The organism is Duganella sp. OV510, assembly GCF_900100205.1.
GTDB lineage: Bacteria > Pseudomonadota > Gammaproteobacteria > Burkholderiales > Burkholderiaceae_D > Rugamonas.
In genome coordinates this window covers 515,358-541,534 of the sequence record NZ_FNEQ01000001.1, presented here as the reverse complement: position 1 = coordinate 541,534, position 26,177 = coordinate 515,358, and the positions used below count along the sequence as shown (strand labels likewise).

Annotated in this window: 21 protein-coding genes; 4 read left to right on the top strand and 17 right to left on the bottom strand. The window is 63.3% G+C overall.

Features of this window, described 5'->3' with window-relative positions:
* The first annotated feature begins 46 nt into the window (after window positions 1–46).
* Window positions 47–811, top strand: a complete 765-nt coding sequence (locus tag BLS51_RS02555) for a hypothetical protein (RefSeq protein ID WP_090178782.1) — start codon at window positions 47–49, stop codon at window positions 809–811.
* 613 nt (window positions 812–1,424) lie between these two features.
* Here BLS51_RS02555 and BLS51_RS02550 read toward each other — a convergent pair.
* From BLS51_RS02550 to kduI, 10 genes are read right to left on the bottom strand one after another with little or no spacing between them, the layout of a single operon-like run.
* On the bottom strand, window positions 1,425–3,056 hold the full coding sequence (locus BLS51_RS02550) for a glycoside hydrolase family 43 protein (RefSeq protein ID WP_229207413.1): 1,632 nt from the start codon (window positions 3,054–3,056) through the stop codon (window positions 1,425–1,427).
* Window positions 3,053–4,231, bottom strand: coding sequence for a glycoside hydrolase family 88 protein (locus tag BLS51_RS02545; protein WP_217636411.1), 1,179 nt, complete (start codon window positions 4,229–4,231; stop codon window positions 3,053–3,055). Before BLS51_RS02545 ends, BLS51_RS02550 begins: the two co-directional genes overlap by 4 nt.
* Before the next feature lie 8 nt (window positions 4,232–4,239).
* Complete coding sequence (locus BLS51_RS02540; protein ID WP_090178790.1) at window positions 4,240–5,457, bottom strand: oligosaccharide MFS transporter; 1,218 nt, start codon at window positions 5,455–5,457, stop codon at window positions 4,240–4,242.
* A gap of 33 nt (window positions 5,458–5,490) precedes the next feature.
* Entirely contained in the window at window positions 5,491–7,374 is a 1,884-nt protein-coding gene (locus BLS51_RS02535) for a glycoside hydrolase family 97 protein (protein ID WP_090178793.1), read from the bottom strand.
* Window positions 7,362–8,312 (bottom strand): carbohydrate kinase family protein, encoded by a 951-nt coding sequence (locus tag BLS51_RS02530; protein ID WP_090178796.1) that lies wholly within the window; start codon window positions 8,310–8,312, stop codon window positions 7,362–7,364. Before BLS51_RS02530 ends, BLS51_RS02535 begins: the two co-directional genes overlap by 13 nt.
* Window positions 8,309–9,523, bottom strand: coding sequence for an AGE family epimerase/isomerase (locus BLS51_RS02525; protein ID WP_090180744.1), 1,215 nt, complete (start codon window positions 9,521–9,523; stop codon window positions 8,309–8,311). Before BLS51_RS02525 ends, BLS51_RS02530 begins: the two co-directional genes overlap by 4 nt.
* Before the next feature lie 14 nt (window positions 9,524–9,537).
* Window positions 9,538–10,602 carry an aldose epimerase family protein gene (locus tag BLS51_RS02520; protein ID WP_090178799.1) on the bottom strand — a complete coding sequence of 355 codons (1,065 nt, stop codon included), beginning with the start codon at window positions 10,600–10,602 and terminating at the stop codon, window positions 9,538–9,540.
* Window positions 10,589–11,710: a sugar kinase gene (locus BLS51_RS02515; protein WP_090178803.1), complete on the bottom strand. Its 1,122-nt coding sequence runs from the start codon at window positions 11,708–11,710 to the stop codon at window positions 10,589–10,591. The genes BLS51_RS02520 and BLS51_RS02515 overlap by 14 nt, the downstream gene beginning before the upstream one ends.
* Entirely contained in the window at window positions 11,707–12,513 is an 807-nt protein-coding gene (gene kduD / locus BLS51_RS02510; protein ID WP_090178807.1) for a 2-dehydro-3-deoxy-D-gluconate 5-dehydrogenase KduD, read from the bottom strand. The genes BLS51_RS02515 and kduD overlap by 4 nt, the downstream gene beginning before the upstream one ends.
* A gap of 9 nt (window positions 12,514–12,522) precedes the next feature.
* Window positions 12,523–13,371 (bottom strand): 5-dehydro-4-deoxy-D-glucuronate isomerase, encoded by an 849-nt coding sequence (gene kduI / locus BLS51_RS02505; RefSeq protein ID WP_090180749.1) that lies wholly within the window; start codon window positions 13,369–13,371, stop codon window positions 12,523–12,525.
* Window positions 13,372–13,577: 206 nt separating this feature from the next.
* Here kduI and BLS51_RS02500 point away from each other — a divergent pair, with 206 nt between their 5' ends.
* Window positions 13,578–14,648 carry a LacI family DNA-binding transcriptional regulator gene (locus tag BLS51_RS02500; protein WP_090178810.1) on the top strand — a complete coding sequence of 357 codons (1,071 nt, stop codon included), beginning with the start codon at window positions 13,578–13,580 and terminating at the stop codon, window positions 14,646–14,648.
* On the opposite strand, the gene BLS51_RS02495 is transcribed toward BLS51_RS02500, so the two are convergent.
* A complete protein-coding gene (locus tag BLS51_RS02495) occupies window positions 14,645–15,205 on the bottom strand; it encodes a hydrolase (protein ID WP_090180753.1) in 561 nt (186 codons plus the stop codon). The two genes, BLS51_RS02500 and BLS51_RS02495, sit on opposite strands and share 4 nt — an antisense overlap.
* Window positions 15,206–15,301: 96 nt before the next feature.
* Here BLS51_RS02495 and BLS51_RS02490 point away from each other — a divergent pair, with 96 nt between their 5' ends.
* Complete coding sequence (locus tag BLS51_RS02490) at window positions 15,302–18,403, top strand: NAD(P)-binding protein (RefSeq protein WP_090178814.1); 3,102 nt, start codon at window positions 15,302–15,304, stop codon at window positions 18,401–18,403.
* Here BLS51_RS02490 and BLS51_RS02485 read toward each other — a convergent pair.
* The 3 genes from BLS51_RS02485 to BLS51_RS02475 are packed head-to-tail and all read right to left on the bottom strand — an operon-like array spanning window position 18,400 to window position 19,876.
* Window positions 18,400–18,996 (bottom strand): GNAT family N-acetyltransferase, encoded by a 597-nt coding sequence (locus BLS51_RS02485; RefSeq protein ID WP_373994313.1) that lies wholly within the window; start codon window positions 18,994–18,996, stop codon window positions 18,400–18,402. The two genes, BLS51_RS02490 and BLS51_RS02485, sit on opposite strands and share 4 nt — an antisense overlap.
* Window positions 18,993–19,580: a helix-turn-helix domain-containing protein gene (locus BLS51_RS02480; RefSeq protein WP_090178818.1), complete on the bottom strand. Its 588-nt coding sequence runs from the start codon at window positions 19,578–19,580 to the stop codon at window positions 18,993–18,995. The genes BLS51_RS02485 and BLS51_RS02480 overlap by 4 nt, the downstream gene beginning before the upstream one ends.
* Before the next feature lie 44 nt (window positions 19,581–19,624).
* Window positions 19,625–19,876 (bottom strand): hypothetical protein, encoded by a 252-nt coding sequence (locus BLS51_RS02475; protein ID WP_090178821.1) that lies wholly within the window; start codon window positions 19,874–19,876, stop codon window positions 19,625–19,627.
* 152 nt (window positions 19,877–20,028) lie between these two features.
* On the opposite strand from BLS51_RS02475, the gene BLS51_RS02470 reads away from it, so the two are divergent.
* Window positions 20,029–21,099 carry a flavodoxin family protein gene (locus tag BLS51_RS02470; protein ID WP_090178825.1) on the top strand — a complete coding sequence of 357 codons (1,071 nt, stop codon included), beginning with the start codon at window positions 20,029–20,031 and terminating at the stop codon, window positions 21,097–21,099.
* Window positions 21,100–21,113: 14 nt separating this feature from the next.
* On the opposite strand, the gene BLS51_RS02465 is transcribed toward BLS51_RS02470, so the two are convergent.
* Genes BLS51_RS02465 through BLS51_RS02455 form a run of 3 tightly spaced genes read right to left on the bottom strand, consistent with a single transcriptional unit; the run spans window position 21,114 to window position 26,084 of the window.
* Window positions 21,114–21,773: a class I SAM-dependent methyltransferase gene (locus tag BLS51_RS02465; protein WP_090178828.1), complete on the bottom strand. Its 660-nt coding sequence runs from the start codon at window positions 21,771–21,773 to the stop codon at window positions 21,114–21,116.
* Between the two features lie 57 nt (window positions 21,774–21,830).
* The gene (locus BLS51_RS02460; RefSeq protein ID WP_090178832.1) at window positions 21,831–23,210 is read right to left on the bottom strand and encodes an MFS transporter; all 1,380 of its coding nucleotides are present in this window, start codon (window positions 23,208–23,210) and stop codon (window positions 21,831–21,833) included.
* A gap of 60 nt (window positions 23,211–23,270) precedes the next feature.
* On the bottom strand, window positions 23,271–26,084 hold the full coding sequence (locus BLS51_RS02455) for a hybrid sensor histidine kinase/response regulator (protein WP_090178836.1): 2,814 nt from the start codon (window positions 26,082–26,084) through the stop codon (window positions 23,271–23,273).
* Window positions 26,085–26,177 lie beyond the last annotated feature (93 nt).

Below are 26,177 nucleotides of genomic sequence, written 5' to 3'. Positions count from 1 at the left end.
GCCCATCACCGTCATTCAAGTGTGAATTTTTTGAACGAAGATTTCTATGACAATCAGGGTGTTAATGTGCGCTTTACTCTTTATATCCCCCTCGTGCTTCAGTGGCGAAATCGAGGATGCATTGAGTCGTGCTGGTCTCGTCGAAAGCAACATCCCGACAGGCGGCGCGTGGCTTGCGGCTAACCACAACTTGGTCGATTATGTCGTGGCAAAGAATGCTGGACAGCTCACCATCAAGGAAGAAAAAAATTTACACCGGCCACAGGAAACCAAAATCACGTTCAACGGCAAGTCCCTCATCGGCACCAACAAAGGGGAGTGGGGAGGCAATCTTTCCGTAGTCGACTCCGATGGGACGGCACATCTACTCATCCGCGATAACATCGTTCAGCTGATACAGGAAAAAGATGAACTTTTCGTCTTTACCGGACTGGCGCACTTGGCTTCCGCGCGGGGGGCAATCTACAAAGTCACAGGTAACAAAGAAGATGTCAACGCTGAAAAAGTGACGCTGCTTCCGGGTGCGCCGGAGGCGGTGGCCATAGAGCGAAACGACAGGGAATACTTTGCATTTCTCATTGTTACCGACAACGGCCTGATCAGCTTCAGTCCGAAATTTTTGGAGATGAAGGTGCTCGCCATTGACCAGTTCTGGCATGGTCTGTATCCGAACAGCGCTTATCTGCTGGATAATCAACTTGTCATCGGGATGCGGTCTGGCGTTGCGGTACTGAGTTTCAGGCAAATTGTTGGTATCGGCTCAACGCCCCGCGTCGAAAAAATTCAGTACTTTTCAAAGAAAGTAAAATAGTGCGACGCGCTCCCGAATGCTCCCGCTTCAGTCGTTCCGTGATCTGCATTTGCAATCCGAGGCTGAAATATTTGGTGAGATGTTTGCGGCTGGCGTCACGCCGCGTAAGAGGCGGCAGGAAACACCAGTCTATCCCGTATATACGCAAAACACTCGAATTCTTACTTTCAAACTAAATGCCAGTCGCGCGCAAAAAAGTAATGCTTATGCGGACGTCCAATTGCTGCTCCTGGCCGTTTACGCTTATTCTTGCCCTTGTAAGCTGAGTCTCATCGTACTTGGAGAAATCGGGAGTATTCATAGACAACTAGTCGAAAGTGCGGCTGTTAACGTGATTCGGTCTTTTTGCGGTGGATGTTGGCCAACTACACGGTCGATTATCCAGAATATTCAATATTCCACCGGCTGCAACTGGCCGAACTCAGCCGCTGGCTGTAGAGCATAACATCTTGCTTATCTGAAAAATACGCGAAATCTCACATGTTCTGGCGGCGGCTTTACATGAGTGTGAGCGGTGGCAGTGATGAGATATTGACGTAAAAAAGCCCGAACAGGTTTGATCCTGTCCGGGCAACTGGAGGCGTGCCCGGGAGAGGTGGGCACGCTTTACTGCTCAGTAGGGGCCCGCGCCGGGCGCCGTCAATTCAAACTGCTCCACGTCGAGCCAGGAGCCGGGCTGCCTGCCGGCGCTGAACAGGCCAACCTGTGCGCCTACCCAGGTGCCGCGCGTGACCGGGAACGGTGAGCCTACCGGCTTGAACGTCTTGCCATCCACGCTGTAGGCGAAGTTGACGAAGGCGCCTTCGTTCATGTGGGCGCGCAGCGTCAGTTCCGTCGGTGCTGGTGACAGTATCACTGTCGATTGCTCCTTGCAGCGCGGGCCAAATGGTCCGCACACTGTCCAAACCAGTTCATTGACCGTGCCGTTACGGCGTAGGCCTACCCATGCGTATTGCATGGCGTTGATGATCAGGCCTGCGCGATCGCCATCTTTTGCCTGTTCCAGCCGCACGCGCGTGGTAGCGAGGAAGCGTGATGCGGGCGCTTTTTGCGTCAGGATGGCTGGCGAGGCGCGGACGAAATCATCCGCGTCGGCCAGCGGCTGTGTGTACAGGCGCAAGGCGCCAGGCTTGGCGCTCAGCGAGTACCACGATGGTTGCGGATTCGCGCCCCATTGCCATTGCAGGCCAAGCTGCGGCGTGCTGAAATCGTCAATGGTCGGCGGTGCGGCCAGCGGCTTGCCTTGCACCGGTTTGGTGTAGGTGATGACTGGTTCGCCGGTGCCCGGCTGGCGGCCAGGTTGGCCGATCAGCGGCCAGCCATCTTTCCATTGCATCGGTTGCAGGTGGACGACTCGGCCATATGGGCCCTTGTCCTGGAAGTGCAAGAACCAGTGGCGGCCGTCCGGTGCATCCACCCATGCGCCCTGGTGCGGGCCGTTGACTGGCGTGTCGCCCTGCGCCAGCACATTGCGCACTTCATAGGGACCGGTCAGCGAGCGCGAACGGAATACTGCCTGCCAGCCTTGCTCGACGCCTCCGGCTGGGGCGAACACATAGTAATAGCCGTTGGCCTTGTAGACTTTCGGGCCTTCCACTGTGTGATAACCCGGATAGTCGGCGCCGTTGATGATGTCCTGGCCTTTGCCGTCCAGGATGCGCGTGGCGCCGGCGTCCATGCGGCGCATGGTGACAACGTTGTTTTTGCCCGCGCGGCTGAAGGCCCAGGCATGCATCAGGTAAGCCTGGCCGTCGTCGTCCCATAATGGCGCTGGATCGATCAGGCCACGGCCGCCAAGCAGCAGGCGCGGTGCGCTCCACGGACCGCTGAAGTTTTGTGCTTCGGTGACGTAGATGCCGAAATCGGGATCGGGATAGAAGATGTAGAAGCGGCCGTTATGGTGGCGCAGCGCTGGCGCCCAGACGCCTTTGCCGTATTGCGGCTTGGCGAAGACATCGCGCGGCAGCAGCTCGGACAGCGCATGGCCTACCAGCGTCCAGTTGACCAGGTCCGGCGATTCCAGCAGCGGCAGGCCGGGGGCGTTGCTGAAGCTGGAGGAGGTCATGTAGAACTTGTCGCCGACGCGGATGGCGTCCGGGTCCGAATAGTCGGCGTGCAGCACCGGGTTGCGATAGCGGCCGTCGCCCAGGTCGGCGACCCATGGCGCGTCGGCTGGAGGCGTTTGCGCGTGGGCGGACTGGCACAGCAAGACGGCCAGTGCGAGGGGAATGTATTTGAGATTCACCAGTATGGCTCCCAGATGCGGCTCAGGCGCGTCAGCGCTTCGAGGTAGAAGTAATCGCCCCAGATGCAGGACTCATCGACGCCGATGCGGTTAGGCTTGTGGTAGACCGCGTGGCGCAGCAGTCCTGCGCCGGGTGCGCCCTCGTGGTTGAAGTAGTGTTCGGACAGCGTCATGACCATGCCGGCAGCGGCGTGCTCGTATTCTGCGCGCAGTGGATCGAGCAGCGGCAGGCGGCTGGCCAGTTCCAGCAGGCCGCAGGCGGCGACGGCGGCAGCAGAGCTGTCACGTTCTTCGGCGCCATCGGTGAAGATCAGGTCCCAGTAGCAGATGCCGTCGGCCGGCAGGCGGTTCAGATAGTAGTTGGCCAGTACCTTGCCCAGATCGAGCAATCGGGTGGCGCCATTGTGACGCGCCACCAGCGGGAAGCCGGAGATGCCCCAGGCCTGGCCGCGTGCCCAGCACGAATCATCGCTGTAGCCCTGGTGCGTCTTGCCTTCACGCGGCTGGCCGTTGTCGGCGTCGAAGAAGAAGGTGTGGTAGGTCGAGCCGTCGGCGCGCACGATGTGGCGTGCAGCTTGCTGGATATGGTGATCGGCCGCTTCGCGGAAGCGCAGGTCGCCGCTGGTGTCGCTGGCCCAGTAGAGTAACGGCAGGTTCAGGTTGCAGTCGATGATCATGCGGCCGCGCTGGGCCGGATCATTCAGATCGCCCCACGCCTGGATGATACCGGCGTTGGGGAAATAGCGCTCCAGCAGAAGCTTTGCTGCGCCCAGTGCCGCTTCACGCGCCTGTTCGCTGCCGGTCAGCTTGTAGCCGGCGACGCACGACAAGCTGTAGAGGAATCCCAGGTCGTGGTGATTGGTGGCGATGCGTTCGCGCTGGCGTTGATCGAAGCTGGCCACATGATTTTCCGCCACCGTGCGAAAGGCTTGCTGTCCACTTAGCTCATAAGATAACCACAGCATGCCGGTCCAGAAGCCATTGGTCCATTCGGTGTTGTCCATGGCGCCGTAGACGCCGCCGGTGCTGGAGGGCGTGGGAAAACGGTCGCCGAAATAGGCGGCGTTGCGCGCCACGGCAGCCAGTGCAGCGGCGATGGCCTGATCGATGTGGCTGCGCTGCGGCAGCTGGCGCCACGCCTGCGGCAGGCGTCCGGTCTGTAAAACTTCTGGCATGGTGTTCCTCATGGTGTGGCCTTGGTGGTTTCCGCCGGCGTTGGCGATAGCGCGAACACCGACAGCAGCAGGAAGACGGCGCCGATGGCGGCGAGCAGCAGATAGGTATGGTTAAAGCCGATCAGATCATAGGCCTTGCCGACCAGCGGCGACAACAGGGCCAGCCCGAGCGAGTGGCCGAAGCTGACGCCGACCATGTAGACAGTGGACGCCAGCCGGTTATCGAAGTGATAGGCGATGTAGCGGAACACCGATACTACCAGGATGGGCAGTTCGACCGAATGCAGCATCTTCATCGCTGATATCGACACCGGCCCGACCGCCAGCCCGGAACCGGCAATGCGGACGATCATGATGGAACCGGCCAACAGCAGGCCGTACTTGGCGCCGATGCGCCGGACCAGCAGCGGCGAGACAAACAGGCCGGCCGCCTCAACGAAGATCTGCAGCGAATTCAGGTAGCCGAACATGGCGGCGCCGGTGGCCTTGTCGGGGAATTGCGAGGCGAAGTAGCTGGGGAACTGCTGGTCGTAGACCAGGTAGATATTCGTCACCGTCAGCACAAACACCATGAAGCGCCAGAATGCCTTGTCGCGTAGCAGGGCGAGGGCGTCGGCCAGCCGCAGCTTTTCGCCGGTGGCGCTGCTGACTGCATGCTCCGGCAGGCGCCAGAAGGCCAGCATCAGCACCAGCAGCAGGCCGGCGCACGAGGCCAGCATGAAGTTGATGTGCGGGTCGACGTTGTACAAGCGGCCGGTGAGGAAGGCAGCGCTGGCGAAGCCCAGTGAGCCCCACAGCCTCACGCGGCTGTATTCAAAACCGTAGGCGCGCCCGATGCGATCAACATACGACTCGATCGCGTAGCTGCCGGCGATGAAGGTGATGCCGAGGTAGATGCCGCCCAGCGCGGCGCCGGCCAGGATGTGGGTCTTCAGCAGCGGGCCGTAGACGTACACCAGGAACAGGCCGGACAGCATGCACATCACGCCGACCGCCCACAGCACATGCTTGCGCATGCCGATCTTGTCGGAAACGTAGCCGTACACCGGCTGCGAGCACATGGCGGCGATGAAGTTGGCGGCAAAGACGATGCCGGTTTCGGCGCCGGACAGCTGTAGCGTGGAACGTAGCCACAGCGCCAGCAGCGACATGCTCATTGCCTGGGCAAAGAAATACACGTACACAAAGGTGCACAGGAAGCGGAAGTGGGCTTGCTTGCTGCTCATGATGCGGATGTCTCCATTATCTAGTTTTATTTTTTATTTTATTGGGCGCAGCCACAGCGCCTGGCCGCCGGATGCCAGCATGACCAGCGGCAGTACCGTGCGCGCATCGACCGTCTGCTTGCGGATGCCGACCTTGGTACGGGTTGGCGCCTTGGCGTCGTCGGCGTAGATGGTGGCTTCGTAGCGCTGGCCGGCTGGCAGGAAGTCCAGCTTGAGCTGCACCGTGCGCGCCTCGTTGTTGGTGATGGCGCCGATATACCATTCATTGCCACTGCGGCGGGCGATGGTGGCGTTGCGGCCCGGCGCGCCATCCAGTACGCGGGTTTCATCCCACACGGTCGGAATGCGGTCCCAGAAGGCCAGTTCCGGCTCGTCCTGCGACATCTCCGGCTTGTCGTACCAGTACAGCGTTTGCAGGGGGCTGTAATACACCACGGCCAGCGCCAGCTGGTGTGCGTGCGTGGTCTTGATGCGCGGATCGTAGTAGCAGATGGTATAGTCGGCGGCGCCTGCGAGGAAGCGGGTGAATGGCAGCACCGTGTTGTGCGTTGCGTCCGGCATTTCCTCGTTGCCGCGTATCCCTTCGGAAGTCATCAGGTTGGGCCAGGTGCGCTGTTCACCGGTCGGCCGCCAGTCGTCGTGGATGTTGACCATGATGCCGGCGGCTGCGGCCTGCTGGATGGCCTTCTCGACCCAGGTGGTCCAGCGGTGCGAGCCGACCTGCACGAAGCCGAATTTCACGCCTTTAATGCCCCAGTCACGGTAGGTCTGGAACAGCGTATCGGATTGCGTCAGCAAGGCTTGCTGGTTCACATACAGCCAGACACCGATGCCGCGTTCCTTGGCGTAGGCGATGATGGCTGGCAGGTCGAAGTCAGGAATCGCTACCTTGGTGGCGTCCGAGTCGAAGGAGAAGGCGGGGCCGTACCACTTCCAGTCGAACAGGATGTATTCCAGCTTGTGGCGCGCGGCGAAGTCGATATTGGCCTTGGCGGCTGCGGTGGTCTGCGTCATCACACGCATGATCTTGCCCGGCTTGATCCAGCTGCTGTCGGCGATGCGCGACGGCGGGTTCAGGTTCAGGATGAAGTGGTTGTTCTGCGCCAGTTCGCCCGGCGTGCGGGCGATCATGATGCCGCGCCATGGCGTCGCGAACGGCGAGATCAGGTCGGCGGCATCGTGCATGGCGGTGACCAGCGTATCCGGCTTGTCGGCGCTCAGCTTGAATTTGGTGCGCGCGTAGTCGGTCATCTGCGCCTCCAGCAGGGCAACGTGCAGACCGTTCGGCAGTTCCAGCGTCAACGGGCGCTCGGATTGATCGGGCCAATCGCGCAGCGGCAGCAGCTTGTACGGTGCCTGTGCCCAGCCGTGATACCAGGCGCGAGTGCCCGCTGGCAGCGCGAATTCAGTGTCTTCGCCGATGATGCGGTAGTAGCTGCCTTTTTCATTTTCCGGGAAGGCGAAGCGGAAGGCCACGCCTTCGTTATAGGCGCGCACCTCCACTGCCAGCTTGTAGACCGGATTGTCATCTTTGACCAGTTCCACGGTCATGGCCTGGTAGTGGTCGCGGATTTGTGCGGCTTCGCCGGTGACGGGTTTCCAGCTGCTGTCATGGCTGCTGCGGCGTACGCCAGCGACGTTCAGGTTGTCGAACCAGCGTGGGCGGCGGTCGACCGGCAGTGCCATCGCGCTTTCGGACAAATGGTTGTCAAGGCGGAGTTCCAGCAGCGAGTCGCGGATCACTGTGTGGGCGCCATAGTGCACGCTGTAGTAGAGGGCGCGCTTGCCGGCGGCATCGGTCTTTTGTTGCAAGGTCAGGACCACATTGCCATCCGGTGAGGCGAGGCGTTCTTCGAGGCCGGCGGCTTGCGCCACGCTGCAGGCCAACAGGCAAATCAAAGCAATCATACGACGCATGGCTGGCTTCCTTGAATAAATGGGATGACGCTGACCGACGGCGCCAGCGCCTCGATCTGTTGACGGGTAGGCGGTGTGGCGCCGGCTTGCGTGCAGGCGGCGGCGCCGGCGGCTACCGCATGGCGCAAGTGCTCTATGCTGCCCGCTTGCGGCCGGTGCATCATACTGTACAACAGCGCGCAGACGCTGGCGTCGCCAGCGCCGATGGTATCGGCCACGATAATGGCGGGCGGCGCCGCATGCCAGGCTTGCGCACCGCTGAACAGTTCCGCGCCCTCGGCGCCACGCGTCAGCAGGACGACGGCGTTCGGGTTGATCTGGCGCAGGCGCTCAAGTGCTGAGCGGGTATCGCTGGTGCGGAACAGGCCTTGCAGGTCTTCGTCTGACACCTTGATGACATCCGCCAGTGCCGCCATCTGGTGCAGCATCGGGTCATATGGCTGGTCCATCAGCTTGCGGAAGTTCGGGTCGTAGCTGATGCGCACACCTTGTGATTTGAGGCTGGAGGCCAGTGACAGCAGCCGGTCCGCCAGCGGCGAACGCGCCAGACTGATGCCGCCGAAGTGTACCCACTGCGCTTCGCGCTCCCAGCCGGACGGCAGTTCCCACGGTGCGAATTGCAGGTCGGCGCTGTTGTCGCCGATGAAGAAGTAGTCGGGCGGCGCTGTTTCGTGGACCACTGCCAGCAACGGCGCGCGGTCATTCAGTTGCAGGAAGCGCGGATCGAGGCCGGCCTGCTGCGCGCTGGCCTGCAAGGCCTGGCCGAAGACGTCGTTGGAAATGGCGCCAGCGAAGGCGCTTGGCACCTCCAGCCGTGCCATGGCACGCGCCACATTCAAACCGGCGCCGCCCGTCATGCTGGTCCACTGGTCAGGGCCGGTGCGTACCAGGTCGGTCAGCGCTTCGCCAGCCGAGACGAAATGCGGCAGGGCGTTCATGCGGCGCTCCCCAGCGCCCGCAGTACTTCGTAGCAGGCGCCCATGGTGTGATAGTCGGTTTTGCCGGCCGGGCTTTTCTCATCACTGAGCTTGCGGTTGTCCGGGCTGAGGATGCGATACCAGGCGCCGTGGCGGTGGTCGATCATGTGCGTCCAGCTATAGTTCCACAGGCCTTCGTACCAGCTCCAGAAGCGTGGCTCGCCGGTGCGCACCGCCAGCACAGCGGCAGCGGCCAGCGATTCGGCTTGCACCCAAAAGTATTTGTCGCCGTCGCAGATGGCGTTGTCCGGCCCGAAGCCATAGGCCATGCCGCCGTGCTGTGCGTCCCACGATTGTTCGAGGGCGTCATCGAACAGGGCGATGGCGCGCGGCAGCAGCCAGTCTCCCGGCTCCGCCAGCGCGTCGGCGTGGCGTTCCAGCAGCAGCAACAGCTTGGCCCATTCGGTGAAATGGCCCGGCTGGTAGCCCCACGGACGGAAGATATTGGTCTTGTCGTCGCGGTTGTAGTCCCAGTCGATTTGCCAGTTCTCGTCGTAGTGTTCCCAGATGCGGCCATCGGCCAGCGCGGCCTGGCGCACAGTGATGTTGTGCGCCAGTGTTTCGCCGCGCAGCAGGTAGCGGCGTTCGCCGCTGGCCTCGTAAGCGGCAATCATAGCTTCGCAGGCGTGCATATTGGCGTTCTGGCCGCGATAGGGTTGCAGCGTGCGCCAGTCGGCGCTGGCCTGGTCTGCGTATAGGCCGTGCTGCGCCTGCCAGAAGTGTTGTTCCATCAGATCGTAGGCTTCGGCCATCCACTGGCGCGCTTCGCTGACGCCGGCGGCCAGCGCCTGCGAGTAGGCCAGCAGCACGAAGGCCAGGCCATAGCAGTGGTTGTCGCCATCGGTAACGGTTTTTTGCTGACCGTTCCAGCGTAGCTGCCAGGCGTAGCCGCCGGTGGCGGGATCGCGCTGCACGTCACGCAAGAAATTCAGGCCGTGGCGTAGGGCGTCGCGGTAGCTGGCGTCGTCGTTGTGGCGGCAGGCCATGGCGTAGTTGAAGATGAAGCGTGTGCTGCTGACCAGGTGGCGCGTTTCGCGGTCGTAGATGCTGCCGTCATCCTTGAAGAAATGATAGAAGCCGCCGCTGGGATCGATGCAGCGCGGGTGGTAGAAGCGCATCGTCTGGGCGATGTGCGACTGCAGGAAGTCAGGTGATTGGAAGTCGGGTGACATAGCGGTATCCATGGTCAGTAGTCTGGCGCCAGCCCTGCTGGCAAGATGCCGCTCCAGGCGGCGATGCGGTAACGGGTGGTCCAGGCTTCGCCGGCTTGCAGCAGGATGCCGAGCCTGTCGCTGAGCGGGTGACCGGCCGGCGGTTGCGCCACGCGGCTCAGGTCAAACACGCTGTTGACCGGTTCGGCGCCCAATGCGACGTGGCGGCTTTGCCATGGAAATTCGGGGCGGCCCCGGTTGCTGAGCCACAGCATCAGGTCGGGGAACTGCTGAGGATTCCACCACATGCCGACGTGGGCGCTGTAGTCCTGGTAGTGCAGGCTGAATGGCGCCGCGCCGTCAATGGCGGTGAGTGCGCGGACTTGCAGCAGCTCTTCGCCGTCGTCGGTGAGTGGCAGTCGGCTCAGGTCCAGCGGTCCGTGGATGCCGGCCAGTGCATTCAGCTGAGCGGAGCGGGTATCAGGCAGCAGGCGGCTGACGGCGCCAGCGCTGCTGCTTGGGTAGCTGTAGATGCCTTCGTGGCGGCCCAGTTCCAGCGTGACGCGGCCGTGCGGCTGCGGCAAGCGGAAGGTGGGATGCAGGCCGGCCGGCAGTTGCGTGCTTCGGCGCGGGTGGATGGTGAGTGTGATGTCCAGCGCTGCTGCACCTTGCACGACGCTGATGTGGCGTTCGATGCTGGCGACGGGCGAGTCTTCGGGATAGTCGATCTCCAGGCAAATGCTTTGCTGGTCTGCGTGCTTGCAGCGCCAACGGTGATTGGAGGCGTAGCCGTGCGGCCAGCGGTCGTCCGGCGCCAGTGCGGTCCAGCCTTGCGGCAAGTCGGGTGGCAGGTCGGTGCGGCCGAACGGGACGCATGGCCATTCGCCACGCATGCGTCGCAGCATGCCGGGCAGGCCCATGGAGTCGACCGTGCCGGCCCAAGGGGCGACGTGCATCACTTGCAGGTCGCGTTCGGCGTCGAGGCGGAAGTGCAGGGGGCCAAGCATGCCACCCAGGGCTTGCACTTCGGCGCTGCCGTGGTCCCATTCGAGACGCCACATAGGCGGCCGCGCGATGTGTTTCATTTCAGCGGCAGACATCGTGCTTGCCTTCCATGGATTGCAGGATTTGCGCTTCGTCCAGCGGGTGAATATCACCGACGATGCTGTGCTTCGCGCAGGCGGCTGCCAGGGCGAAAGTCAGTGTGTCTGGCTCCTGCCAGCCGCGCAGCAGGCCATGCAGGAAGCCGGCGGCGAAAGCGTCGCCAGTGCCGATGCGGTCGATGATGCCGTTGATCTGCCGCGCCGGCGCCAGGTTGATGCCGTTGCGCGTGTACAGGGCGGCCGACAGTTCGTGGTGGTCGATGCTGTGCTGGCGGCGCGTGGAACAGGCGATGGCTTGCAGTGTCGGAAATGCATGGAAGGCGGCCAGTGTGGCTGTCGTTTGTTCGCCCTGGGCTAGCTGTGTATCGTTGAGTAGCAGGGCGATATCGCGTTGGTCGATGAAGGCCAGGTCGGCGCAGGCCAGGATTTGCGCTAATGTGACGGCGCCGTCTTCGCCGCGTGCGGCCCACAGTTTGGCGCGGTAGTTGCCGTCGAAGGAGACCAGCACCCCGAGGCGGCGCGCGGTTTGTAAGGCATCCAGCGTGGCGCGTGCCGCTTCGTCGCTGACGGCAGCGTTAATACCGGAAACGTGCAGCCAGCCCGCGCCGGCCAACAGCTCATCCCAGTCGTAGCTGGCGGCAGGACGCAGCGCGAAGGCCGAGCCAGCGCGGTCGTAAATAATGTCGGCAGCACGGTTGCCGGCCCCCGGTGTCAGGAAGTAGAGGCCCATGCGGCCCGTTACGATATCGGACGCTGGGCCAGCTGCGGCAATCGGCATAGCGGGGAGAGCGCGTGCGGCGTCTTGCGTGGCCGCGACACGGTGCGTTGGCGTGGCTCGCGCCAGTTCGAGCGCGGCGACATCTACGCCGTGGCTGCGCAGTACGTCGCGGGCATGCCGGCCGAGCGGGTTGTCGGGAACGGTGCTGACGAAGCTGGCGGCGTGGCCGAGGCGTGCGAGCGAGGCGGCGACATTGGCTTCTGCGCCGCCGACGTGGACGTCGAGCGCGCGCGCCTGTTCCAGCAGTTCACCGCGCGGTGCGCCAAGGCGCAGCAGCAGTTCGCCGAAGCAGACCACCGGGCCGCTGTTGTACGGGAAGAGGCTCATCGTGCCAGCCACCCGCCATCCACCGGCAGTACGACGCCGTGCACGTAGTCGCTGGCGCGGCTGGACAGGAACACGGCGGCGCCGGCGAGATCGTCCGGCTGGCCCCAGCGCCCGGCCGGAATGCGTGCCAAAATCTGCGGCTCGCGCACAGCGTCGTTGCGCAGCGCTTCGGTGTTATTGGTGGCGAAATAGCCAGGTGCGATGGCGTTGACGTTGACGCCGCGCGCGGCCCATTCATTTGCCAGCGCGTGCGTCAATCCGGCCACGCCACTTTTGCTGGCAGCGTAGGCCGGCACGCGTATGCCGCCCTGGAACGACAGCAGCGAGGCGATGTTGATGATCTTGCCGCCGCCATTGACCAGCATGTGGCGCGCCGCTGCCTGCGACAGGAAGAACATCGATTTCAAATTGGTGTCGACCACCGCATCCCAGTCCTCCTCGGTGACATCGGTGGCATCGGCGCGGCGGATGATGCCGGCGTTGTTGACCAGGATGTCCAGCCGGCCGAATGCGGCCAGTGCCTGGTCAACCACGCCCGCCAGCCCGCCTGTCTGCGTCACACTGCCGGACGGCGCTGCCGAAGCGGCGACGGAAAGCGTACCTGGCAGGAGATCAGCGTACACGCTGTGGCAGCGACGGCCGCTGGCCAGCACCTGTTCAACGGTGGCCGCAGGATCGCTGCGGCCGGCGAGCACGATGTCCGCGCCAGCCTGCGCCAGTGCCACCGCGATCGCTTGCCCCAGGCCGGTATTGGCGCCCGTGACCAGGGCGACCCGGCCGTCCAGATCGAACAAATTCTGCATGGATGCTCCTTATTTCAGCTGGCAGATGTCGAGCACATTCATGTCGGTGTAGTCGAGGTTCTCGCCGCCCATGGCCCAGATGAAGGCGTAATTGGCGGTGCCTGACCCCATGTGGATTGACCATGGCGGCGACAATACGGCTTGCTCGTTCTCGACCACGATGTGACGCGCGGCGTCCGGCTGGCCCATGAAGTGGAAGATGCGCTGATCCGGCGCCACGTTGAAGTAGAAGTACACCTCCGAGCGGCGCTCGTGCAGGTGGGGCGGCATGGTGTTCCACACGCTGCCGGTCTTCAGTTCGGTGAGGCCCAGCAGCAGCTGCGCCGACTGACACACGCCGGGTATCACGTACTGATAGATGGTGCGTGCGTTGGCGGTTTCCAGGCTGCCGCGCTCCAGCGGCACAGCGGTGGCATGGTCTATCTTCTTCAGTTCATAGCGGGCGTGCGCCGGCGTCGAGGCGAGGTAGTAGCGGGCCGGATTGGCTGCGTCGTCCGAGCTGAATTCCACCGACTGGCAGCCCATTGGCACATACAGGCCGTCACGCGCTGCCAGTGCGGTGACAATACCATCGACCGTCACGCGGCCGCTGCCTGCGCCGACGTTGATGATGCCCAGTTCGCGCCGCGTCAGGAAGGGCACGGCACCGTCGCCTGGCGTAGCCGGCTGCAGGGGCAAGACCAGCGCGGTATCCATCGGCAGCGCGCCGCCGATGATGAAACGTTCGTCGTGACTGTAGTTCAGCGCGATGGCTCCCGGGCGGAAAAGATCGCCGATCAGGTAGCGCTGGCGCAGGTCTTCATTGCTGGCCTGCGCCATCATGTCCGGATGGGTGGCGTAGTAGGTCTTGTCAAACATGGTGCTTGTCTCCTGCATGTTCATAAATTTGTTATCGATCACATTCTAGCAGAAGTTTTTTGAGAAATGCAAAGCACATTCGTAACCGGCCATCCGGCCTAAGCACCGAAATAGCGGGCGATGTAGCAAAACTTCAGGTTTTTTTGCGGAGAATGGCCATCTGCGGTAGGATGGCGAAAATTTAATCGATAACATGAGCTAGCAAAATGCCACGTGCCCCAAAGAGCCCAGCCGCCAAAGAAGAGCCGGTGCGTCCCGCCACCAACGTCACCCTGTACGATGTCGCCGAGCGCGCCCGCGTATCAGGCATGACAGTGTCGCGCGTCATCAACGGCAATGCCCATGTCAGCGAGAAGACGCGCGAGAAGGTGATGAAGGCGATCGGGGAACTGGGTTACACGGTCAACGTGGCGGCGCGCGCGGCGCGCGTCGGCACGCTGCGTGTGGGATTGCTCTACAGTAATCCGAGCGCGGCCTTTCTCAGCGCCTTTCTGGTTGGTGCTATGGGCCAATGCAACCGCAGCGGCGCGGAGCTGATCCTCGAACACTGCGAAGACCTGAAGACCCAGCGCAAGGCCATCGAGCGCCTGATCGCCATGGGCGCGGACGGCATCCTGGTGCCACCGCCGCTGTGCGACTCACGTTCGGCGTTGAAGCACCTGAAGGAAATCGGCATGCCGACCGTGGCGGTGGCCACCGCCAAGCCGTCGCCGCAGGCTTCGGCCGTGCGCATCGACGACTATGACGGCGCGCGCTCGATGACCAAATACCTGCTGTCGGCCGGCCACAAGGACATCGCCTTCATCAAGGGCGATCCGGAGCACACGCCGGCGCAACTGCGCTACCAGGCGTTTATCGATACTATGCGCGAGGAAGGCTTGCCGGTGCCGGCCGAGCGCATCGCGCAGGGGATGTTCACCTATCGTTCCGGCCTGGTGGCGGCGCGTGAGCTACTGTCGCAGAAAGTGCGGCCGACAGCGATCTTTGCCAGTAACGACGATATGGCGGCGGCGGCGATCGCGGTGGCGCATGGCATGCATTTGCAGGTGCCGGAAGATATCGCCATCGCCGGTTTCGATGATACGCCGGTAGCCGTGACGGTGTGGCCGGAACTGACCACCATTCACCAGCCGATTGGCGACATGGGCCGCGCTGCGGTCGAGATGATCGTCGATCATGTACGCGAGCGCCGCGCCGGCCATGAGGTGGTGCCACGCCACCAGCTGATGCCGTACACGCTGGAAGTGCGCGAGTCGACCGCGCCGGCAGAGGGCTAAGCCGGCTCAGTCGCGAGGTGCCGCAGTTCCTCGTAGCGTTCCAGGAACAGGCGGTAGGCCTGCTCCGGCCCGACCGGCACGATCCGTTCGGCGGCTGGCGGCGGCAAATGTCCCCATTCCATCCATGCCGGCGGCAGCAGGTCGCGCAGTTCGGTGGCCATGCAGACCAGGTCTGCGTGCTTGATCTCGGGCAGGTCGTCCTGGAAGCCGAAGCGGCGGCGCAGCGCTTCCTTCACCGGGTGCACGCGCTGCTTGACGTAGGCGCGGCCCAGCATGACCTTCACCGGTGATGGCCAGTCGCCGAGGAATTCTTCACAGTCGTGCATCAGCGCCGCGTAAGCCAGCTCTGGCCGCACAATCTTTGACACCATGATGCAGTGCTCCGCCACCGAATACCACGGCCGCGCGGCGCCACCCCAGCGCGGCTGCGACGACAGGCATAGCGCGATGTCGCTGATCGGCATGCCGCTGGCGTCCGGCGTCATCAGGTCGAGTACAAAGCCGGAAGGTAGCAGGATGGCGGTGCGGCCGTCGGGCTTGTGGGTCGGATGGTCCATGCGTGGCATTCTACACCGGGCAGGTCGATTTATTTTTGGCAACAGTGCTGGAACTGAATACACTAAGAGGATTCTCCACTTCTTCTTTGTGAGGCCATGGCGACCAGACCTTCGTATATCTATCAGGGCGGCTCGGTGATGATGCATTCACCGCTGCAGTTGAAAAACTCCGATATGTACGGCTTTTTCGTCAAGGGCGAGACGGCCAAACTGCAGGCGACAATCGACGCCACGCTGAACGCGGTGGCTGGCACGCGCATGACCTTCAAGGCGATTTCGCCGTATGTGCTGATGACGTTCACGCAGGTGAACCATGCCGATTCGGCGGCGCCGGTCGATCACGCCAAGGGCTGGATCACCGAGGTCGACATCGTCACCTGGATCATGGTGGGGGCGATGGATGACGAGGGCGAGCTGGCCCATATCTATTACTACCCTGCGCATATCTTTGTCGACGATGCGATGGCGCTGATTAACGGGCGTGAGCTGTTCGGCTATCCAAAGTATTTATGCGAGCATGAGATTTCGGAAAAGCGCTGCGCCTTGTCGGCCAAAGGCTTCCATCCATTCGGGCCGGACACCAGGATCGCCATGCATCCGCTGCTGGAGGTGAATGCGACCCACCAGTCGGGCGAGGAAACGCCGCTGGAAAACTGGGTAGACCTGATCGAGGAGGCGATCAAGCTGTTCCTGTCGATTCCCGATTTCTTCAATATGGATGTCGCCGGATGGAAGGACATTCTGTCCCTGCTGCGCAATCCACGCATCGATCAGATCTTCCTCAAGCAGTTCCCGGACAGCGCTGGCCTCAAGGCGGTGTACCAGGCCATCCTGGCGGCGCCGGCCACCATCGAGAAAATCCATGGTGGCAAGCTGCTGGCTTATGAGTATGAGGCGGTGCTGCACGCCTTCGACAGCTTCCCGCTGAACGAGACGCTGGGCCTGAAGCTGGGACCGCAGCAGGCCATCCTGCCGTATTACCTGAACTTCGATTTCACCGCGCAGCCGGGCGAGGAGCTGGTCGACAATTCGGCGATCTCCCCGCAGAAGATCGCGGTGCTTGGCGGCGGCGTCAGCGCCATGACCACGGCTTATTATTTGACCGAACAGCCGGGCTGGCAGAATAACTACGATATCACCGTCTACCAGCAGGGCTGGCGCCTGGGCGGCAAAGGCGCCAGCGGGCGCAATGCCAAACTGGGACAGCGTATCGAGGAACACGGCCTGCATATCTGGTTCGGCTTCTATTCAAATGCGTTCAAGATGATCAAGGAGGCGTATGCCAGCCTTGACCGGCCAGCAGGCTCGCCGCTGGCGACCTGGCGCGACGCTTTCAAGCAGCACGATTACGTGGCCTTGTCCGAGCTGGTCGGCGACCATTGGCATAACTGGTCCATCGTGTTCCCGACCTTGCCGGGTGAGCCGGGCGAGGGCGACCAGAAGATCACGCTGTGGCAGATGGCGGTGGCGATGGTCGGCTGGATTGAGCAGTGGATACGCAGCCTGGATAATCTGACCAAGGAAATGGTGCTGCCGCCGCATCCGCATCACACCGGCGTCATTCCGGACTGGCTGTATCACCTGGCGGAGGGCGTAACCTCGTCGGTGGAGGAGCTGATTGATGATGTGTCGCTGCTGGCTGGTGCGCTGACTGGCATGGTGTTCAATATGGCGGAGGATGCGGACGAGGGCCAGCACCTGGCGCTGGCCGGCGCCATGGCGGGCGTGCGCGGCAAGCTGCATGCGCGTTACGATAAGTTGATCGCCCGCGCCGAGGGCGATGTGGCGGACGATGTGCGCCGCCTGTTCATTTGCCTGGATCTGGGCATTACGGTGATGAAGGGCGTGTTTGCGGATGGCGTTATCAAGCATGGCTTTGATGTCATCAATGACCTCGACTTTCGTGACTGGCTGCGCAAGCACGGTGGCGACGAGCAGTTGTGTGTGCAGTCGGCGCCGGTGCGCGGCTTCTATGATCTGATCTTTGCTTACGAGGACGGCGATTTCGACAAGCCGAACGCGGAGGCGGGCACCATGCTGCGGGCGATGGCGCGCATTGGGCTGGCCTACAAGGGCGGCATCATGTTCAAGATGCAGGCGGGGATGGGCGATACCATCTTTACGCCGATGTATCAGGCGTTGTTGAAGCGCGGCGTGAAGTTCAAGTTTTTCCACAAGGTGGAGGAACTGGTGCCGGACGGTGCGCAGATCGGCAGTATCCGCATGACGCAACAGGTGCAGCTGGCCGGTGCGGATTATGATCCGCTGGTGCCGGTGAAGGGGCTGGATTGCTGGCCGAGCGAGCCGCTGTATGGTCAGATTGATGCGGCGCAGGCGGCGCTGCTGCAGGAGAAGGGCATCAATCTGGAGTCGCATTGGACGGATTGGCCGGCGGTGTATCGCGAGGCGTTCGGCAAGGAGTTGCCGCAGCTGACGTTGAAGCGTGGTGTCGATTTCGATCAGGTGGTGTTCGGCATTTCGATTGGTTCGCTGCCGGTATTGTGCCCACAGTTGCTGGCGCAAAGCCCGGCGCTGCTGGCGACTTCCGAGAAGGTGAAGACGGTGGCAACGCAGGCTTACCAAGTCTGGCTGGACAAGGATCTGACGCAGATGGGCTGGGCCTATCAGCCGGATGGTCAGCAGCCGGTGCTGAGTGGCTTCACCGAGCCTTACGATACCTGGGCGCCGATGGATCAGTTGCTGGTGCGCGAGGACTGGCCGGCGCCGCTGGACCCGCGCAATGTGTCGTACTTCTGTAGCGCGCTGCCGGTGGCGAGTTATCCGTCGGTCAGCGATCATGATTTCCCGCGCAGGATGACCGAGGTGGCGAAGCAGGGGGCGATCAATCAGTTGAGCAAGGAGATTGCGTCACTCTGGTCGGCGGCCGGGCCTGCGGGGGCGTTCCCGTGGAACTGGCTGGTGGATGGCAGCGAGGCCACTGGCGTGCAGCGCTTTGATGCGCAATATTGGCGTGCCAATGTTGATCCGTCCGAGCGGTATGTGATGTCGGTGGCGGGCAGCACGCGTTACCGGCTGCGTACCGATCAATCGGGCTTCTCTAACCTTTTCCTGACTGGCGACTGGATCAAGACCGGCATCAACGCCGGTTGCGTGGAGGCGGCGGTGATGGCGGGCATGCAGACCTCGCGCGCGATCAGCGGGTATCCGCTGGTGATCGAGGGCGAGACCGACTTTTAAAGCTGCTTGTAGAGGAAGGTGGTGCCGCAGAATGCGCCGTCGGGCATCAGGGCGTAATTCGGCACCATGCCGGCGATCTGCCAGCCGGCGCGCTGATACAGGCGTTCGGCATCGCTGCCGGTGACGGTGTCCAGTACCAGTACGGTCTTGCCCTCGTCGCGGGCGGTCTGGTCGACGGCGGCCAACAGCATCGCGGCGACGCCTTGCCGGCGGGCGTCGCGGTGGACCAGCATCTTGGCGATGTCGGCGCGGTGCGGCTGGTTGTCCGGCAGGGCGGTGATCAGCTGAACGGTGCCGATGATGCGGCCGATGGCGGTTTCGGCCACCAGCAGCACGCGCTCCTGGCGGGCGGCGCCGGCAAGCACGCCGCGCCAGAACGTCAGCGCCTTGTCGCGTGACAGCGGCAGCATGAAGCTGACCGACGCGCCGCCCTCGACGCAATCGATAAGCACATCCGCCAGCGCCTCCGCCAAAGCAGACTCGCGCAAGCGCGCTTCATCCGCACCCACACGCCGCACCGCGATCACCGGCCGCACAGTTCCGCCATCCGCGTGGCTGACTGCGGCCGTGGTGCTCCGCTGGCGGGCGCTCATGCTGCTCTCCGGCCGGTTGGCTGTGTGGTCAGGGCGACGAGATAGCGGGCTGGCTTGGTGGTGGGATTGTGGTAGACGATGTGGCGGTCGAGCCGCATGGCTAGCGTGTCGCCGGCCTCCAGCCGCCATTGCTGCTCGCCGACGCTGATCTGCATGGCGCCATCGATCATCCATACCTGCTGGTGGATGTCGGCGTTGTGCGGCACGCTGTCGTAGGCGACGCGCTGGCCGGCTGGGAGTATGACATCCACCAGTTGTAGCGGCGACGGCGCTGCCGGTGACAGCGCGCGGCGCATGTAGCCGGAGCCGGGATCGGTCCATACCGGCTGCTCGGCCACACGCGCCACCGGCGACGGTTCGGGTTCGTCGCCGCCAGCCTTGTCTTCAAATAGCGCGGCCAGCGCCACGCCCAGCGCACTGGCCAGCTTGTCCAGCACCGCAGCTGTCGGGCTGCTTTCGCCACGCTCGATGAGCGAAATGGTGGAACGGCCTACGCCGCTGCGGCTCGCCAGCGCGTCCAGCGACAAGCCATGGGCGTCGCGTAACTCCCGCACGCGGCGGGCAATTAAAAGATTGATATCCATGGATTTCCATTTTACAGGAAACCCATGTCCAGTAAACTGGAATGTTAGCCGCGACCCGAACGGTTGTTATCGGTGCCCGTGTCGGCGCGCGCACCGGCAGTGCGATCACGGTGGGTGGCCGTCTTGGCGGCAGATGATGCGCTCTGCTGGTTGCCGTGCGGCGTATCGTTGCCAGGATGGCCGGTGGCGTGGTTGCCACTCTCCGACATGCCCTGGGTTTTCGGATCGTAGTCATCCTTCGGCATATTGGCGCCGGGCTTGAAGCCACGTGGGTCTGGTTTGTTAGGTTGGCTCATGGTGCATCTCCTTTTTGAAAACACAGATATATGCTAAGCCCGTCCGGCCGTAGCTGGAGTAGGTGCACACGCCGTTGGCCTGTAGGAGCGTGCGTCAGCGCACGGAGGTCTGCTCGACGGCGTGCCAAGCTGCGTGCATAGAGGAGGCCACCATGGCAGAAGTAAGGAAGGGGCAGGCGCCGCAGCCGCTGGAGCGCCAGGAATTTCATATGCAGTTCATGCGGTCTTTCAAGGACCCGAAATTTGAGGCATTGCACGAGGCGCTGGCGCAGGTCGAGGAAATCGCCTGGCAAAACTACCACCAAGGCCGCAAGGCGCCTGTGACGCAGAAGGCCGGTAGCGAATTCGCTGATCCGGACTATGACTTGTCGGTGGAGTGGAAGGAAACGCGTGATCGTCTGCTGGCGGCGGAGCGGCGGCAGCGGGACCCTCAGTCACGTTCCCGCGTGCTGCTGATTAATGGCGCCGCGCGCAACGATGGCACATGTCCGGGCGAAATTTCAAAAACTTATCGCATGACGCTGTGGGCACAGGAGGTGTTGCAGGCAGCCGGCATCGAGACGGACGTGCTGGACCTCAGCCTGCTGACTTCCAGCTACGACTTGCACATCCATCCCTGCAAGGGCTGTGTGTCGACCGCCATGCCGCTCTGCCACTGGCCGTGCAGCTGCTATCCGAACCACGCCGAGCGCCAGACCAATGACTGGATGGCGGAGATTTACGAGAAGTGGGTAGCGGCGCACGGCGTCATCATCCTCACACCGACCTATTGGTATCAGGCGCCGTCCGTGCTGAAGCTGATGATCGACCGGCTGGTGTGCGCCGATGGCGGCAATCCCGATCCCACCAGCACCCACGGCAAGAAGGCCAATGAGGCCAAGGACATCGAGCTTCAAGGCTGGGACTATCCCAAGCACCTGGCTGGCCGCGCGTATGGGCTGGTGGTGCATGGCGACGTCGCTGGCATAGAAAGCCTGCGCCGCAACCTGGCCGACTGGCTGGACTGGATGGGTTTGATCGACGCCGGCCAGCAGTCGGCGCTGGATCGTTACGTCGGCTATTACGAATCCTATGCCGACAGCCATGCTACGCTGGACCAGGACGAGAAGTTCCAGCAGGAGGTGCGCAACGTGGCGCACGCGGTAGCGGCTGCGGTACAGCAGTTGCGCATGGGGCGGCTCGTCAAGCCGGATGCGGCGGTACGGCCGGCGCGGCCGAAGTAGAAGTAGATCCCGGCCTAGCGCTTGCGCGCCAGCGTCACGCCGTCGCTGATCGGCAGCATCGAGAGGTCGATGCGCTGATCCTCGCGCAGCTTGATGTTGAGTGCCTGCAGCGCGGCGGTATCGTCGCTGTCGGCGCGCTCAAGCACTTTACCGTCGCGCAGCGTGTTGTCGAAGACGATCAGGCCGCCCCGGCGCACCAGTTGCAAGCAGGCTTCGTAGTAGCCGTCGTAGCCGACCTTGTCGGCGTCGATGAAGGCAAAATCGTACAGGCCTGCCTCGCCATCGCGCAGCAGCGTTTGCAGCGTCTCCAGCGCTGGTGCTATGCGCAAGTCGATCTTGTCGGCGACGCCGGCTTCGCGCCAGTAGGGCTGGGCTACGCTGGTGTATTCCTCGCTGATGTCGCAGGCCACCAGCCGGCCCTCCGGCGGCAATGCCAGTGCCACCGACATCGCGCTATAGCCGGTGAAGACTCCCACTTCGATCGCATTGCGTGCCCCCATCAGCTTCACCAGCAGCGCCATGAACTGGCCCTGTTCCGGCGAGATCTGCATGCTGGCGCGTTCATGGTCGCGCGTGGCATTGCGCAGCGCGGTCTGCGCCGGATGTTCGCGCAACGAATGCGCCAGCACGTAGTCGTAGAGCGCGTCGGTCAGGTTAAGCGTGCGGTTGGACATGCTGCCATCTCCTAAGGTGGTTTGCAGGAAGTGTAACAGCGTCCGCGCAAACGCGGCTCACGCTTGCTGGCGCACGATCAAACGCGAGAAACTGGCGACGCAGGCCACGGCGGCAAACGCCGCGCCCAGCATCAGCGCATAGCTGGTGCCGCGCGTGGCCGACAGTGTGAAGCAATAAGCCACCAGCGCGGCACCGGTGGCCTGGCCGATCAGCCTTGACGTGGCAACCACGCCGCTGGCGCCGCCGGCGCGCGACGCTGGTGCGCTGCCCATGATGGCTTTCAGGTTGGGCGCCTGGAAGAAGCCGAAGCCGATGCCGCACCATGCCATGCGCCAGCCGATGTCGAACGCGGTCGGCTGCTCCGGCAGCATCAGCAACGACACCATGCCGGACGACAGCAGCGCCAGGCCGATGCCACCCAGTGCGCCCGGCGGATAGCGGTCACTGAGCTTGCCAGCGATTGGCGCCATCACCGCCACCAGCACCGCCCATGGCGTCATCAGGAAGCCGGTTTCCACCGGCGAGCGGCCCAGCGTATGCTCGAAATAAAACGGCAGCGAGACGAAGGCCAGGCCCTGCGTGGCAAAGGTGCACACGGCGGTCAGCGAGGACAGCGCGAACAGCGGCCGCTTGAACAGGTCGACCGGCAGCATTGGCGCCGCGTGGCCGGCCTGGCGGCGCAGCAGCAGCGCGAAGAATAGCGCCGTGGCGATCAGCTCCGGCAGCAGCCGGCGCCAGCTTTCCTGGTGCGCGGCGTCGCCAAAGGTCAGGATCAGCAGGCCGAAGGCCAGTACATTCAGGATGGCGGTGGGTGTATCGATCTTGTGGCTGGCGCGCGGATTGTGCGGCAGCACGCGGCGCGCCAGCAGCACGGCGGCCACACCCAGCGGCACGTTGATAGCGAACAGCCATTCCCACGGCGCTACAGCGAGTATCAGCGAGGCGGCCGTGGGGCCTACCGCAAACGCCACCGCCACCACCAGCGAATTCAGGCCGAAGCCGTGGCCGTGCAGCCGGGCCGGGAAGATGGTGCGTATCATCGCCGTGTTCACGCCCATCATGGCGGCGCCGCCTATGCCTTGCAGCAGCCGGGCGATGACCAGCGACGGCAGCGACCACGCCAGCGCGCAGGCCAGCGAGGCGGCGGTGAACAGCACCAGGCCAAACAGGCACACGCGCCGGTAGCCGATCACTTCGCCCATCGCGGCAAACGGCAGCAGCGTGGCGACCATGGCCAATTGGTAAATATTGACGATCCAGATCGAGGCGGCCGGCGTGGTGTGCAACTGGTCGGCGATGGCCGGCAGGGCGGTGTTGGCGATGGCGGTATCGAGCGAGGCCATGCCGACGCCGATGGCGACCGACAGCATGGCGAGCCGCCGCGCATCGGGCGGCAGACCGTCGCGCGCATCCAGCGCGCTATCTGGGTGGTTCATGGAAGGTCCGATGCAATAGGTGCTGAGCCTGACATTGTCGCGGAAAATGCGAAACTTTGCTTACGCCGCAGCGGCATTGCGCAAATCGGTGCAAGCCTTGTCCAGCGCTGCTTCGACGTCCGGCAGCATGTCGATCACTTCGACCAGGTCGCCGGCGCTGGCGGCGCGCTCCATCTCCTGGCATAGCGAGTGCAAATGCGTCGAGTTCAGGTAGCCGGCGCTGCCTTTCAGTGCGTGGATCGCCGCTGCTGCCGCATGGCTGTTGCCGGCGACGACCGCCGCGCGCGCGCTTTCCAGGCGGCGCGGCGCTTCGTCGAGGAAGGCCTGGGTGATGCGCTGGATATGCTTGTGCGACAGGCCGGCCAGCGGCATGATCTGCACCGTGTCCGGCCTGGCCTCCGGCGTCACGCCGAACTGCTGGTCCAGCGCGGTGACACGCTCGGCGGCCAGCCGCACGGCGTCGGTCGGGCGCAGCTGGCGGCCACGGCTCAGGTGCTGGGCGATGACTTTTTCCACCTGGTCGTACAGCAGGCGTTCGTCCACCGGCTTGCTGAGGAAACCGTCCATGCCAACCGCCAGGTAGCGCGCGCGGTCATGGTCGCTGGCGTTGGCGGTCAGCGCGATGATCGGGATCGATGGATCGAGCACGCGATAGTCTTCGCTGCCGCCAGCGCGGATCAGGCGCGCCGCCTGTTCGCCGTCCATCATCGGCATGCGGCCGTCCATCAGCACCAGGTCGTAGGCGGCGGTGCTCAGCGCGTGCAAGGCCTGCAGGCCGTTTTCGACGATGCGGATGTCATGCCCCATGCCTTCCAGCAGCGTGCTGACGATGATCTGGTTGGTGCGCACGTCTTCCGCGCACAGCACGCGCAGGCGGTAGGCATGGTGTTCCTTGCGCGGCAGCGCCAGGGCGTCGGCGGCCGGCGCCGCGCCCAGTTCCAGCGGCAGCGTGAAGCTGAAGGTGGAGCCGGCGCCGACCCGGCTTTCAACCGCGATCGAGCCGCCCATCAGTTCCACCAGTTCCTTGCAGATCGCCAGTCCAAGGCCGGTGCCGCCGTAGCGGCGCGTGGTCGAATGGTCGGCCTGTTCGAACTTCTGGAACAGGCGTGGCAGCGTGTCGGGCGGGATGCCTGGGCCGGTGTCGCTGACGTCAAAGCTGACGGCGGTGCGGCCTTCGGCGGTCAGCAGCGCCGAGACGTCCAGCCGTACTTCGCCGCGGTCGGTGAACTTGATGGCGTTGCCCAAGAGGTTAAGCAGGATCTGGCGCAGCCGTGTCGGGTCGCCGCGCACGTAGCGTGGCAGGTCCAAAGCCAGCTCGCTGCGCAGCAGCAGGCTCTTGGCGTCGGCCTGGCCTTGCAGGATGCCGAGGGCGTCATCGATCAGCGCGATCAGGTCGAAGTCCACGGTTTCGATCGACAGGCGGCCGGCGTCGATCTTGGAAAAGTCGAGGATGTCGTTGAGGATGGCCAGCAGCGACTCGCTGTTTTGCAGACCGATGCGCAGGTATTCCTCGGTCCTGCCGCGCACCGTCTGGTCGCGCATGGCGAACTTGATCATGCCGATCACGCCGGCCAGCGGCGTGCGGATATCGTGGCTCATCGCCGACAGGAAGTCGATGCGGTGACGGCTGACCACCTCGGCGTGCTCCTTGGCCTCGGTCAGCTCGGCAGTGCGTTCCTTGACGCGCTGTTCCAGGTTGTTGCGCAGCAGGCGGATCTGGTCGGCCAGCGCGAACGCCAGCAGCACGCCGTCCAGCGTGCCGCCGAGTAGCGTGAATAGCTGCGCATTGGTCACCACCGCCGGGATCAGGCCGACGTTGGCCGGCAGGATGAACAGGCCGGGCACCATCAGCGCGACGAAGCCCAGCACGAAGAAGCGCGCAGGATAGTAGCCGCGCCGCCAGACGACGATGCCGCTGGTAAGCGCCATCGTCATCCAGATGGTGATGACGATGGTGGCGATAGTGTGGGCATAGCTGAGCGCCAGGAAGCAGCTGGGCAGCGCTACCAGCGGCAGCACGATGTTGATGCGGCTGAGCTGATACAGGCGCGGCGCGTTTTCCTTCAGTCGCAGGAAGGTGGTGTAGAACAGCGTGCTGAGGACCGGCAGCAGGAAGAACGGCACGTAGTGCCAGTGCAGGTTGTGCCAGCCGAACAAATCGGCCGACATGTGGAAGGTCATGCCCCAGGCTACCGCATAGCATAGTACGTACAGCGAGTAGTACAGCGACGAGCGGTCACGCGTGATCGAGTAGATGAAGAAGTTGAACACGGTGAGCGCCAGCAGCGCACCCACCGAGCCGATAATCAGCACATTCTCGTTGGCCACCAGCTGTTGATAGTCGCTGCGCGGCAGCACCGAGAACACCGGTGTGCGTGCGTAATAGGGGCTGGAGAAACGTATCAGCACCTGATAGCGCTGGCCCGGTTGCAGGTCGATGTCCTTGCCGTAGTGGAGCATGTAGGAATGCGGCTGGCGGTAGCCGGTCAGCACCTGGCGGATGCTGCCATCCTCGCCATAGATCTGGATATCGACCATGTCGATCAGCGTGTCGTTGGGATCGATGACCCAGTGCGGTAGGCGGCTGTCGTTTTGCAGCTCCGCGTACAGCCAGTAGCTGCCGCCCAGCAGGTCGACCTTGGTGGCGGGCTTCAGCCTGGCTAGCATGGACGGCAGGCCGCTGGCGTTGACCGGGTAAGGCTCGCCATTGTCCGCATACAGCTGGCCGGCTTTGGCCAGGTCGATGCTGGCGTTGCCCAGAACGATGGGCGCGGTTGGTGCAGCGGTGGCGGGGAGACAGAAGGCCAGCAGCAGGAGCAGGGCATGGTGGCGCAAAAAGGCGATCAGGCGGAGGGTCTTGCTCGCTTTGCTCATCAGTATTCCGTGCGCCGGCTGTCCATAGAAGATGTCAGGCCCATTTTAAACGAGAACTTAGCTGTTTGGTATGATCATGGCTTTGCACGTCAG